The organism is Mesorhizobium sp. WSM1497 (assembly GCF_001672455.2).
GTDB lineage: Bacteria > Pseudomonadota > Alphaproteobacteria > Rhizobiales > Rhizobiaceae > Mesorhizobium > Mesorhizobium ciceri.
Genome location: NZ_CP021070.1, coordinates 154,762 through 166,519, shown reverse-complemented (window position 1 = coordinate 166,519; position 11,758 = coordinate 154,762). Strand labels below are relative to the sequence as shown.

At 64.1% G+C, this 11,758-nt stretch carries 11 protein-coding genes; 6 read left to right on the top strand and 5 right to left on the bottom strand.

What is annotated here, in order from left to right; all coding sequences use genetic code 11:
* The first annotated feature begins 26 nt into the window (after positions 1–26).
* Together A9K65_RS00780 and A9K65_RS00775 are read left to right on the top strand one after the other, a co-directional pair.
* Complete coding sequence (locus A9K65_RS00780; RefSeq protein ID WP_027161838.1) at positions 27–1,307, top strand: amidohydrolase family protein; 1,281 nt, start codon at positions 27–29, stop codon at positions 1,305–1,307.
* Between the two features lie 106 nt (positions 1,308–1,413).
* Positions 1,414–2,337, top strand: coding sequence for a DMT family transporter (locus A9K65_RS00775; RefSeq protein WP_013528034.1), 924 nt, complete (start codon positions 1,414–1,416; stop codon positions 2,335–2,337).
* Positions 2,338–2,344: 7 nt separating this feature from the next.
* Here A9K65_RS00775 and A9K65_RS00770 read toward each other — a convergent pair whose 3' ends face one another.
* Positions 2,345–3,247 carry a phosphotransferase family protein gene (locus A9K65_RS00770; RefSeq protein WP_064995773.1) on the bottom strand — a complete coding sequence of 301 codons (903 nt, stop codon included), beginning with the start codon at positions 3,245–3,247 and terminating at the stop codon, positions 2,345–2,347.
* A gap of 103 nt (positions 3,248–3,350) precedes the next feature.
* On the opposite strand from A9K65_RS00770, the gene A9K65_RS00765 reads away from it, so the two are divergent.
* Positions 3,351–3,983: a class I SAM-dependent methyltransferase gene (locus tag A9K65_RS00765; RefSeq protein WP_064995790.1), complete on the top strand. Its 633-nt coding sequence runs from the start codon at positions 3,351–3,353 to the stop codon at positions 3,981–3,983.
* A gap of 1 nt (position 3,984) precedes the next feature.
* Here A9K65_RS00765 and A9K65_RS00760 read toward each other — a convergent pair whose 3' ends face one another.
* Both A9K65_RS00760 and A9K65_RS00755 read right to left on the bottom strand, forming a co-directional pair.
* Complete coding sequence (locus A9K65_RS00760; RefSeq protein ID WP_064995772.1) at positions 3,985–6,438, bottom strand: FAD-dependent oxidoreductase; 2,454 nt, start codon at positions 6,436–6,438, stop codon at positions 3,985–3,987.
* Positions 6,435–7,322, bottom strand: coding sequence for a phosphotransferase family protein (locus A9K65_RS00755; RefSeq protein ID WP_063169919.1), 888 nt, complete (start codon positions 7,320–7,322; stop codon positions 6,435–6,437). Before A9K65_RS00755 ends, A9K65_RS00760 begins: the two co-directional genes overlap by 4 nt.
* 403 nt (positions 7,323–7,725) lie before the next feature.
* Here A9K65_RS00755 and A9K65_RS00750 point away from each other — a divergent pair, with 403 nt between their 5' ends.
* Positions 7,726–8,502 carry a DeoR/GlpR family DNA-binding transcription regulator gene (locus A9K65_RS00750; protein ID WP_013528029.1) on the top strand — a complete coding sequence of 259 codons (777 nt, stop codon included), beginning with the start codon at positions 7,726–7,728 and terminating at the stop codon, positions 8,500–8,502.
* Here the strand turns inward: A9K65_RS00750 and A9K65_RS00745 are convergent.
* Together A9K65_RS00745 and A9K65_RS00740 are read right to left on the bottom strand one after the other, a co-directional pair.
* A complete protein-coding gene (locus A9K65_RS00745) occupies positions 8,499–9,398 on the bottom strand; it encodes an NAD(P)/FAD-dependent oxidoreductase (RefSeq protein WP_064995771.1) in 900 nt (299 codons plus the stop codon). The two genes, A9K65_RS00750 and A9K65_RS00745, sit on opposite strands and share 4 nt — an antisense overlap.
* Positions 9,388–9,837: an Rrf2 family transcriptional regulator gene (locus A9K65_RS00740; protein ID WP_063169921.1), complete on the bottom strand. Its 450-nt coding sequence runs from the start codon at positions 9,835–9,837 to the stop codon at positions 9,388–9,390. The genes A9K65_RS00745 and A9K65_RS00740 overlap by 11 nt, the downstream gene beginning before the upstream one ends.
* Before the next feature lie 263 nt (positions 9,838–10,100).
* Between A9K65_RS00740 and A9K65_RS00735 the strand changes: the two genes are divergently transcribed.
* Together A9K65_RS00735 and A9K65_RS00730 are read left to right on the top strand one after the other, a co-directional pair.
* Positions 10,101–10,757 (top strand): DedA family protein, encoded by a 657-nt coding sequence (locus A9K65_RS00735; RefSeq protein ID WP_084016318.1) that lies wholly within the window; start codon positions 10,101–10,103, stop codon positions 10,755–10,757.
* Positions 10,758–10,832: 75 nt separating this feature from the next.
* Positions 10,833–11,744 (top strand): LysR substrate-binding domain-containing protein, encoded by a 912-nt coding sequence (locus tag A9K65_RS00730; protein ID WP_013528025.1) that lies wholly within the window; start codon positions 10,833–10,835, stop codon positions 11,742–11,744.
* Positions 11,745–11,758: the final 14 nt, after the last annotated feature.

The window sequence follows — 11,758 nt, the reverse complement described above, 5'->3', positions numbered from 1 at the left end:
TGATTCTTTTGACGGGATGACGACGGATGGATTTCGACCTTATCGTTCGCGGCGGCACACTGCCTAATGGCAGGGTTGCCGACATCGGCATCAACGGTGAGACGATCGCGGCGATCGAGCCCGTTCTCCAGGGTTCCGCGCGGACGAAGGTCGACGCCCATGGCAATCTGGTCTCGCCGCCCTTCGTCGATCCGCATTTCCACATGGACGCGACGCTCTCCTACGGCATTCCGCGCATCAACGCGTCGGGTACGCTGCTCGAAGGCATTTCGCTGTGGGGCGAGTTGAAGCCGCTTTTGACGCATGAGGCGGTGCGTGATCGCGCGCTGGCCTATTGCGACTGGGCGGTGTCGATGGGCCTGCTCGCCATCCGCACCCATGTCGATGTCTGCGATGACCGCCTGCTGGCGGTCGAGGCGCTGCTCGAGGTCAAGAAGACGGTCGCTCCCTACATCGATCTGCAATTGGTCGCCTTCCCGCAGGACGGGTTTTATCGCTCTCCATCGGCGCGTGAAAACACCATCCGCGCGCTCGACATGGGCGTCGACATCGTCGGCGGCATCCCGCATTTCGAGCGCACCATGGCCGACGGCACGCGCTCGGTAACGGAGCTGTGCGAGATCGCGGCCAGCCGCGGCCTGATGGTCGACCTGCATTGCGACGAGACCGATGATCCGCTGTCGCGCCATATCGAGCAGTTGGCCTATGAAACGCAGCGTCTTGGTCTGCAGGGCAAGGTCGCCGGTTCGCACCTCACCTCGATGCATTCGATGGACAATTACTACGTCTCGAAGCTGCTGCCGCTGATCGCCGAGGCCGGCGTCTCGGTCATTCCCAATCCGCTGATCAACATCATGCTGCAGGGCCGCCACGACACCTTCCCGAAGCGCCGCGGCCTGACCCGGGTCAAGGAAATGCTGGCGCTCGGCATTCGCGTCGGCTGGGGCCAGGATTGCGTGCTCGATCCCTGGTATTCGCTGGGCACAGCCGACATGCTCGACGTCGCCTTCATGGGTCTGCACGTCGCTCAGATGTCGAGCCCGGCCGAGATGGCGCGCTGCTTCGACATGGTCACCAACGTCAATGCCGCGATCATGGGCCTCGATCATCTCGGCCTGGCGGTCGGCAAGCGCGCCAGCCTTGTCGTCCTCGATGCCGGCAATCCGGTCGAGGCCCTGCGGCTGCGCGCCGAGCGCCTGTGCGTCATTGCCAGGGGCAAGGTGGTGGCGGAGCGGACGAAGCAGGAAACCAGGCTGTCCATCGGCGGAAGGCCGGGAATGGTGAACCGGCGGCACATATCCAGCTAGATACAGCCGATTCCCGGCGCTGGTCTTACCCATTGCCCGAATTCTCCTCGTCAAGGCAGCCACTTCCGTCTACGACGCGGCTTACCAGGGAGGAATCGGGATCGGCATGACGCAGCCCGTGGCGCAGAATTCGACGATCAGGAATGTGCTTTTGGCCGGCATTCTGCTGATGCTGGCCGGCGATTTCCTGTTTGCGCTGAACGACGCCATGGGCAAATGGCTGGTCGCCAGCTTCTCCGTCGGCCAGGTGGTGCTGATCCGCTCCATCGGCGCCTTCTTCGTGCTCGGCCCGATGATCGCCAACCAGGGCCCGGCCAAGCTGTTTCGCATGGAACGCCTGGAGCTGCAGCTGCTGCGGGTGGTGATGACCACGCTCGACACCGCGCTCTTCTATGCCGCCGTGGTCTATCTGCCGCTGGCCGATGTGATGAGTTTCTACATGGCGGGGCCGATCTACGTCGCGGCACTCTCGCACCTCTTGCTTGGCGAAAAGGTCGGCTGGCGCCGCTGGATGGCGATCCTGCTCGGCTTCTGCGGTGTGCTGATCATGCTGAAACCGTCCTCGGCGGCCTTCTCGCTGTCATCGGGTTTTGCGCTGGTGGGCAGTATCTCCTTCGCCTTCGCCATCATCCTCAACCGCCGGCTGCGTGGCACCAGCGACACCAATCTAGTGACATGGCAGACCATCGGCACGCTGCTGGTCGGCGGCGTGCTGAGCATCGGCGCCTGGCAGACGCCGTCGGCGCTCGATCTCGGCGCCATGCTGCTGCTCGGCATCGTCTCCTGCGGCGCCCATCTGATGATCACCAGGGCGCTCAAGCTGGCGCCGGCCTCAACGCTGGCGCCGCTGCATTACACGCTGCTGCTGTGGGCGGTGGTGTTCGGACTGGTGTTCTTCGGCGACGTTCCCGGTCCGCGCATCCTGATCGGCTCGGGCATTGTCGTTCTCGCCGGCCTGTTCATCTTCCACCGCCAGAAAGTGGTCGAGACCACGGTGCCGCCCGAAAACGTGCCGAAGGGCGTGAATTAGTCCAGGCTCACCCCCGGCGGATCGCCGCCAGATGCCGTGAAAACTCGGACGTCTCCATCAGCGCCTTGCAGCGCGCGAACCGCCCGTCGGCATAGGCGCGAAAATCATCGACCGGGTTGTTGTTGGCGAGCTGGATCAGCCCCCACAGCGTCCACAACAGGTCGCACATCGCCTTGTAGATGACGATGCGGCCGCGCTGCGCCGGCCTCGCCTCGCCGCCGAAATAGGCGCGCATCATCTCTTCGTCTTGCGCCAGATCGAATTTGCCTTCCACGGAGAGGTCGCCAAGGTCCCAGAGCGGGTCGTTCATGCCCGAATATTCCCAGTCGACGATCCACATCCGCTCGCCGGTGTCGAGGAAGTTTTCGCACAGCGGATCGCAATGACAGGCGACGAGAGGCAGCGGATGGGCGGCCAGCGCCGACCGCACGCTCTCGGCGTCGCGCACCACGTCATGATAGCCGGCGGGCAGGGCGATCTCCTTGGTGGACAGCACCTTGAGATAGTCGTCGATCATCGCAAACAGCTCGAAGCGGAAGGGAAACACCGCGCCTGAATTGTGCAGCTTGCGAAAGGCCTCGCCGGCGCGGGCTGGACTGCCCGGCCGAACCTTGAATTTCTCCTCCGACATGGTTTCGGCGCCGGCGATGTAGCGTGTCACCATCAACCCGGTGCCGGCATCGACATGCAGCACCTCGGGACTGACCCCTGCTTTTGCCGCCTCGCGCGCTGCCACCGCTTCGTTGGCCCGGTTGATGTATTCCTCGGTGCCCTTGCCGGGAATGCGCAGGCAGAAGTCGCCGGCCTTGAAGACGAGGTTGGTGAGGCCGCCCAGCCGTTCCAGCGGCCCGCTGTAGCCGGCCAGCATGGGAATGGCGTCCAGTGCCGCACGCGCCTCGTCTGTAATCATGCCTGCGCCCCCACACACTGTTATTTGTCGCGGCAACGGTTCCACAATTTTCGCGCTTTGGCTATCATCACTGCGAGATCAAAAATTGGCGGACTGGATCAAAGTGGCGGACAGCAAACATCAGGGCACGCTTGGCGCGGCCTACGCGGCAAAGCGACCCGAAGAGGTCGCCGCACTTTATGATCGTTGGTCGCAGACCTACGACGCCGACATGTCGGCCGCCGGCTATCGCCATCCGACGATCTGCCTTGCGCTGCTGACCCGCCATCTGCCGCGCGGTTCAGCACCGCTGCTCGATGCCGGGGCCGGCACCGGTCTCATCGGCGAATGGCTTGATATTGCTGGTTACCCGCAAGTCGAGGCACTCGATATTTCGCAAGGCATGCTGGATCAGGCAGCCCGCAAGGGTGTCTATTCCGCGCTCCATTGCCTGGCGCTGGGCGGTCATCTGCCCTTTGCCGATGATGCCTATGCCGGAGTGATCTCGGCCGGCGTCTTCACATCAGGTCATGTTGGCGTCGAGGGGCTGGACGAACTGATCCGCATCTGCCGGCCGGGCGGCATCATCGTGCTGACGGTCAAGAACTCGCTGTGGGATCAGGGCTTCGCCACGCGCGTCGCTGAGCTCGAGGCGCAGGGCCTCGTCACCCGCGTCGAGGAAACGCGCCCTTATGTCTCGATGCCCGGCGAAGCCGACACCGTGCCCAGCCGCGGCCTCGCACTGCGCGTGACCTGACCTACGCTTTGACCCTCGCGCCTGCCGGGTCGTACATCGGCTCGAGGTGGATCTTGGCCGGCGTCCTCTCCATCGCAACCACCAGTTCGTAGTCGCCCGAGGCGAGAAAATCGTCGCTGACCCCGTCGGCGCTGCGCACGTAGCCGTAGCCGATGGTCTTGCCCAGCGTATAGCCATAACCGCCGCTGGTGAGATAACCGACAGGCTCGCCATTGCGCAGGATGGTTTCGCGGCCGAGCAGCACGATCTCGGGGTCGTCGACCGTGAAGCCGGCAAAGCGTTTCTTCATTGCCGTGCCGCTGGTCTTCTCCAGCGCGCGCCGTCCGATGAAATCCGTGTTCTTGCGCAGCTTGACCGCCCAGCCGAGCCCGGCTTCCTGCGGCGTGTCGTTGGGCGTGATGTCGGAGCCCCAGGCACGATAGCCCTTTTCCAGCCGCAGCGATTCCAGTGCCCGATAGCCGATCGGGCGGATGTCGTGCTTTTTGCCTGCCGCCATCAGCGCGTCGAAGACTTCGCCGGTGGCCGCGATCGGCACGTGCAGTTCCCAGCCCAACTCGCCGACATAGGTGACGCGCAGCGCCCGAACCGTGTGGCCGGCGATGGCAATCTCACGCACATGGCCGAATGGGAAGCTCACATTTGACACGTCGGCTTCGGTCGCGGCCGAAAGCACGTCGCGCGCCCGAGGACCCATCAGCGACAGCGTGCCGAAATCCTCGGTGACATCGACGAGCCTGGCATCGAGCCCTTCGCCGATATGATCGCCGATCCATGAGGAATCATGCGTACGGAAGCCTGTGCCGGTGACGATGTAGAACTTCTCTTCGGCCAGCCGCGCCACCGTCAGATCGGCCTCGATGCCGCCGCGTGTGTTGAGAAGCTGCGTGTAGGTCAGCCGGCCGACCGGCTTGCTGACGTCGTTGGCGCAGACCCAGTCCAGCGCCTTCAGCGCATCGGGCCCGCTCAGCTCGTATTTGGCGAAGGAGGATTGATCGAATATGCCGACTTTTTCGCGCACATGCCGGTGTTCGTCGCCGACCGCCACAAACCAGTTCTGCCGGCCCATCGAATAGATGTCCTGCGGCTCGACGCCTTCGGGCGCGAACCAGTTAGGCCGCTCCCAGCCGAGCTTCGAGCCGAACACGGCGCGCTGCTGTTTCAGCCGCTCGTAGAGCGGCGAGATGATGCGCGGCCTCCCGCTGGCATACTCTTCATGCGGAAAGCCGATCGTATAGTGTTTGCCATAGGCCTCCAGCGTGCGGTCGCAGACCCACTGACGGTCGCGGTGCAAATTGGAAAAGCGCCTGATGTCGACCACCCACAGGTCGAGCGGTGCTTCGCCATCGACCACCCACTGCGCCAGCACCCAGCCGGCGCCGCCGCCCGAGGCGATGCCGAAGGCGTTGAAGCCGGCGCCGACAAACATGTTGGCGCATTCGGGCGCTGTGCCGAGAATGAAATTGCCGTCCGGTGTAAAACTCTCCGGCCCGTTGATCATCTGCTTGACGCCGACGGTTTCCAGTGCCGGCACGCGCGCGATCGCTTGGCTCATGTGCTGCTCGAAATGGTCGTAATCATCGTCGAACAGCCTGAATTCCCAATCATTGGGGACGTCGCCGCCGGGGAGACCAGTAGCCCAGGCCTGCGGGTTCGACTCATAGCCGCCCATCACCAGCCCGCCGACCTCTTCCTTGAAATAGGTGCGCCGGTCCGGATCGCGGATGGTCGGCGCGTCGGTCGCCAGTCCGTCGATCTTCTCGGTGATGATGTACTGGTGCTTCACCGGCTGCAGCGGCACGTTGATGCCGGCCATGGCGCCGACCTGCCGCGCCCACTGGCCGGCGCAGTTGACCACCTTGTCACAAGCAATGTCGCCCTTGTTGGTCTTCACCGCCGTGATGCGGCCGTCCTTCATTTCGAAGCCGATGACGCGGACATCCTCGAACAGTTTGGCGCCATGCATGCGCGCGCCCTTGGCCAGCGACTGCGTGATGTCGGAGGGGCTCGCCTGGCCATCGGTCGGCAGCCAGGAGGCGCCGACAAGATCGCCGGTTTCCATGAGCGGCCACATTGCCTTGACTTCCGCCGGCGACAGCAATTGCATGTCCATGCCGAAGCTTTTCGCCGTCGTCGCCAGCCTTTTGTACTCGGTCCAGCGGTCGGCATTGGTGGCGAGCCTGAGGCAGCCGGTCATCTTCCAGCCGGTGGCAAGGCCGGTCTCGGCCTCGAGGCCCTTGTAGAGGTCGACGGAGTATTTCAGCACGCGGGTGATCGAAGCCGACGAGCGCAACTGGCCGACAAGGCCGGCGGCATGCCAGGTCGAGCCCGAGGTCAGCTTGCCTTGTTCGAGCAGAACGACATCGGCCTTGTGGTCGCGCGCCAGATGATAAGCCGTCGAACAGCCGATGATGCCACCGCCGATGACGACGATGGCGGCCTGGGTCGGCAATGTCATGATTTCTGCATCCCGTACTTCGTTCTGTAGTTTTCCAGCGCCGTGTCGAGCCGGGCGAGGTTTTCCTCGGTGTAGGCGACATAGTCGATACCGGGCGCGTCGAGATAGAGCTCGGACACCATGCTCCACATCGCCTCGCGCAGCAGCGAGGCGCATTGCATGGCCGCGTGCGAACGGCGGATCGCTTCGTCCGGTTCCTTCATGAAATAGGCGGTCAGGAAGGCGAAGGATTCCTCGTCGCTCATGCCGGCGTTGGAGGCGGCGCCTGCGAGGTCGAACATCGCCGTGTTGAAGCCGGCATATTCGAAGTCGATCAGCCACAGCCTGTTGCCGTCGTCGAGAATGTTGGCCGGCAACAGATCATTGTGGCCAAAGACGATCGGCAGCAGTTTCTGCGCGCGCTCCAGTTCGTCGGCCAGCGTCAGCAGGCGCGGCAGGTCGCTGCGCTTGCGGCTGCCGCCTTCTTCAAGCGTGCGCGCATAGTCGCGAATGACATGGAACACCCAGAACATGAAGCCGGCGCCGGAGACGTGAGTGGGCATCTCCCGGTGAAAGGCGCGCATCAGGGCTGCGACGCGGCCAAGATTGGCGCGTACGTCCTCGGCGAGATAGGTCTTGGCGCCGAGAAACTCTGTGACCATGATGCCCGGTTCGGCATGGCGGACGGCCGGCGCGAAACCGGCGGCATGCGCCGCCCGCGCCGTCATCACCTCGCGCTCGCGAAAGACATGGTGGAACGGATAGTCCTTGCCGAAGCGCACGACGTGTCGTCCCGCCGCGTCCGTGACCACATAATTCGCGTTGCTCAGACCGCCGGGCAGCGGTGCGATCTCGATGCCACCGGTCCAGCAGGGCAGGGCGCGGATGCGGTCTTCGGCGGTCACGGAATCATCCCTGGTTTGCTGGGCTTCGACAAGGCGCCGTGAACAGCGCAACGACGGCGGGGAGAAACGTAAATAATCTCGTCGGTGCGGGACGCCAGGATCGGTATCCCGCACCGCACCGACGAGCCCCTTGGCCAGGTTTTTGAGCCCGGCATCCGCCCCCGCGGATCTGAAAATTCCTTGTACAGGCACGTTCCAAACGGCCTGATCGCTGAGTTGCGGCTCTGCCCCCAGTCGCAGATCTGAAGCCTGTTAATGTCTTTGATTTCACGCCAGGGTTTCCCGCTTGTCAATAAAAAGCTGTGACTTTTTTTGGGTATTTTGCCTGAAAGCATAAGGTAGTTCCTTTAAAAGCAATTGAATTACCTTAGAATCGGTCAAGAGCATCAGTTCGGGAAACCAGATGGCCCAGTCCAAACGACACGGCGAGATCCTGCGGCTCCTGCAGGAAGAGGGCACCGTCACCATCGCCAGTCTGGCCGACCGGCTGGGCGTGTCGCTCGAGACGGTGCGCCGCGACGTCAAGCCGCTGACCGGTGATGGCTCTGTCCTCAAGATGCATGGCGCCATCGGCCTGCCGTCAATGATCGGCGAAGCGCCGTTCGAGCGGCGCATGCGTGAGAACGCCGACGCCAAGCGCGTCATTGCCCGCATGGTCGCCGCCACCATCCGCGACGGGGAATCCATCATGCTCGACACCGGAACGACGACCTCGTTCCTTGCACGTGAACTGCTCGGCCACCGGCGCCTGACGGTCGTCACCAATTCCTCGGACATCGCCCGCACGCTGGCCACCATCAACGGCAACAAGGTCTATATGGCCGGCGGCGAGTTGCGCAGCGATTCCGGTGCTGCTTTCGGCGCCTCGGCGATCGATTTTGTCAGTCGCTTCTCGGTCAGTCACGCCATCATTTCCACCGGGGGCGTCGACGCGGTGATGGGCGTCATGGATTTTGATCTGGATGAGGCCGAGTTCGCCCGCATGGTGCTGTCGCGCGGCCAGCGGTCCCTCGTCATCACCGATCACTCGAAATTCGGCCGTCTTGGTCTGGTCCAGGTCTGCGGCTTCGACAGCTTTTCCGAACTCGCCACCGACCGCTCGCCGCCGCACGACCTGGCCGCCGCCCTTGCGCAGGCCGGCGCCCGGCTCAGCATCGCCGGCGCGGAAGCCGGGTTCTAGCCGAAGACCAGCGATTGGTGGGCGCAGACGCCCGCAAAGGTGCCACCCGATACTGCAAGGGCGATGTTGTGCATCGAACGTGCCGCGTCGCCGGCGGCGTAGACGCCGGGCACGGTCGTCTGCTGCCTGTCGTCGACTGATATCACCGGGCCGAGGAGGCCTTCGGTGAAGCCGCAGCCGAGCTGTTCGGCCAGCGGGCTGGCCATGATATTGCGCGGAGCGGTGAACACCGCCCTGACGCCGGCCTTTCTGCCGTCGTCGAGGTGGACGATCAATCCGCCGGAGCCGTCTTCCTCTAGCTCGGCAACGCTGGTGGGCTCAAACCGCACCTTTCGGCTCTCCAGCGCGCGCATCTGCTCTGTGTCAGGCTCGAACAGGCCATTGCCGAACAGCGTGACATCGCCCCAATCGGTGATCAGCTGTGCCTGATGCATGGACATCGGACCGGTTGCGAGCACGCCGAGCGGCCCGCCGGAAACTTCGTAGCCGTGGCAATAGGGGCAGTGCAGCACGCTCTTTCCCCAGAGCTCGGTAAGCCCGGCAACCTCCGGCAGGATATCGCGCACCCCAGTGGCCAGTACCAGCCGTGCCGCGCCGAATGTCTCGCCACCCTCGGTGGTGATTTCGAAATCGCTGCTGCCAGCGGCAAGGGCCTTGTCGGCGCGCCCGTCGACAACCCTGGCTGTCGGATAGGCCAGTAGTTGGCGCCTTGCGTCATCCAGGATTGCGCCGGGCGCGCGCCCGTCATGTCCGAGGAAGCCGTGCGAATGCTCGGCAAAGCGGTTGCGCGACCGGCCGGCGTCGATCACCAGCACCTTGCGTCCTGCCCGCGCCACCTGGATGGCGGCGGACAGGCCGGCAAAGCTGCCGCCGACGACGGCAAGATCATACTGCATGGCTGGAGACTCCAATGAGGTCAAAACGGCGGCGGAAATCGGCGGTCAGGTCAGCCAGCGTGATGCGGCTCAGCTTCTCCGCCAGCAGCCTTTCGGCGGCGTTGCGAAAATCGTCGAGCACGGCGATCACCGCCTGCTCGACGAGGCAGCCGGGGCTTTCCGGATCGGTGCTGAACGGCAGCAGTGTCTCGCCAAGGGCGACGCTGATCTCGGCCAGGGATATTTTCTCGGGCGCCCGCCCGAGCAGCCAGCCGCCACCGTGCCCGCGCGACGAGGTGACGATGCCGGCGTCGCGCAAGCCTGCGATGGTGCGGCGGACCACCACCGGATTGGTGTGGATGAAGGTGGCAAGCTGCTCGGAGGTCAGCGCCTGTTCGGGCTTCTCGGCCATGTGGACGAGAATGTGCAGGGTAGAGGACAGTCGGCTGTTGCGCTTCATGTAACTTAGTTAGTTACGATTGGTGTCGATGTCAAACACGTCTCGTCCGCGCCGAGGCGCAATGTCCACGCAATCCATTCGCGGCAAACAGAACCAGTCGGTGCGCGATTCGCCTCGTATGCCGGCGCCAAGGCGTCGGACCCGACATATGCAACGGATTTCGGGTCCGACGCTGACTGCAGCAAACGCCACGCCGACCGATCGAAGCGTTGGATCCAGGATGAAGGTTGCCTGATGCTTTGTCTTTTCTCCAGAGATGGACCGTGGCGCCGTTTGGTGTCGGCGTCACCATGTCGCTTCGCATGACGGGGCCGCTGGCGGCCATCCTCGGCTTCGGTCTGTTCGGCGTCTTCTGCCTCGCCTTCACCGAAAAGATCCTGCCAATCCCGCCCTCGCATGTGCTGCTGCTGTTCCTCGGCATGACGGCGGCGCCGGATGCTTCGACGCTGGCGATCCTGCTGATGGTGACGACGCTTGCGTCCGCCAGCGGCTGCCTTGTCTGGTATGCGGTCGGCCGCCGGGTTGGACCTGCCCGTGCCGACAGGCTGGTCGAGCGTTTCGGCAAGTACGTGTTCCTGCGCCACGCGACCTACCGCAGGCTTGGCCAGGCCTATCGGCGCAATCACGTCCGGGTGTCCTTGCTGGCGCAGTTCATCCCGACTGTGCGCAATTACCTGCCGATCGCCGCCGGCGCGCTCTGCCTGCCCGCTTTGCCCTTCGCGGCCGCGACGCTGCTCGGCGCCACGTTCTGGAACGCGGGCTTTCTCACCACCGGCTATCTGCTGCGCGGCAGCGGCCGGGACTCCTTCACGGTGGGCCTGCGCATCATTGTCATCGTCGTGGCTGTGGAGACGGCATTCATGCTTGCGCTGCGCTATGGCCCCGCATGCCGGCGGCGCATCAAGTTGGCGCTCGGTTGAGCGCCAGCTCTCAGGTCATGGGATAAGCTCTGCAGTCGGCTTTCCTTCGTTCGGCCGCCGGTGTTTAGTCCGGGCATGGCTTTCACCATCCGCCAGCTGCAGTTCTTCATCGCCGTTGCCGAGCAAGGCACGGTCTCGGGCGCCGCCCAGAACCTCTCCATCTCGCAATCGTCGGTCACCGAAGCGATCAAGGAACTCGAAAGCGATCTCGGCGTCGAACTGTTCGAACGCCACCCGCGCGGCCTCAACATCACCCACAAGGGTCACCAGTTCCTGCGCCATGCGACGAAAATCCTCGCCGATGTTTCCGACGCGCGTCGCTCTTTCTCCGGCGAGCAGGCGGTGGCGGCCGGCCGGCTGCAGCTCGGCGTCACCTCGCTGGTCGCCGGCTATGTGCTGTCGGATCTGCTCGCCCGCTACCGCCGTGCCTATCCCGGCGTCGAGGTCTCTGCCATCGAGGACAATGGCGATTATCTCGAACACCTCCTGATCGGCGGCAAGCTCGACATTGCCGTCATGGTCACCTCCAATTTGCGCGACCGCACCGCGTTGCAGTCGGAAATCCTCGAAGTCTCGGCCTATCGGCTGTGGCTGCCGCTCGGTCATCCGCTCGTCGGCGCCGACATCATCAGCATTGGCGACATTGCCTCCGAAACGCTGATCATGCTGACCGTCGACGAGATCGAGGAGAATACCGGCAAGCTGCTGACGGCGATCGGCGCCAAGCCGCATGTCGCCTTCCGCACCCGTTCCGTGGAGGCCGTGCGCAGTCTGGTCGCCACCGGTGCCGGCGTGGCGCTGCTGCCCGATCTCGTCTACCGGCCCTGGTCGCTGGAAGGCGACCGCATCGAATCGCGCGATATTTCCGGCTCCTTGCCGGTGGTCCAGGTCGGCATGGTCTGGCGGCGCGGCTCCGGTCTGCCGCAGGCCGCGCGCGATTTCATCGGTCTTGCCCAGTCGCAACGGACGGTCCGCCAGCGTCCCTGAGAGACCGGCTGCAC

What these genes read in the sequence shown, in the direction of transcription:
- A9K65_RS00780 (WP_027161838.1), top strand. Translation starts at nt 27, where the DNA reads ATGGATTTCGACCTTATCGTTCGCGGCGGCACACTGCCTAATGGCAGG.
- A9K65_RS00775 (WP_013528034.1), top strand. Translation starts at nt 1,414, where the DNA reads ATGACGCAGCCCGTGGCGCAGAATTCGACGATCAGGAATGTGCTTTTG.
- A9K65_RS00770 (WP_064995773.1), bottom strand. Translation starts at nt 3,247, where the DNA reads ATGATTACAGACGAGGCGCGTGCGGCACTGGACGCCATTCCCATGCTG.
- A9K65_RS00760 (WP_064995772.1), bottom strand. Translation starts at nt 6,438, where the DNA reads ATGACATTGCCGACCCAGGCCGCCATCGTCGTCATCGGCGGTGGCATC.
- A9K65_RS00750 (WP_013528029.1), top strand. Translation starts at nt 7,726, where the DNA reads ATGGCCCAGTCCAAACGACACGGCGAGATCCTGCGGCTCCTGCAGGAA.
- A9K65_RS00745 (WP_064995771.1), bottom strand. Translation starts at nt 9,398, where the DNA reads ATGCAGTATGATCTTGCCGTCGTCGGCGGCAGCTTTGCCGGCCTGTCC.
- A9K65_RS00740 (WP_063169921.1), bottom strand. Translation starts at nt 9,837, where the DNA reads ATGAAGCGCAACAGCCGACTGTCCTCTACCCTGCACATTCTCGTCCAC.
- A9K65_RS00730 (WP_013528025.1), top strand. Translation starts at nt 10,833, where the DNA reads ATGGCTTTCACCATCCGCCAGCTGCAGTTCTTCATCGCCGTTGCCGAG.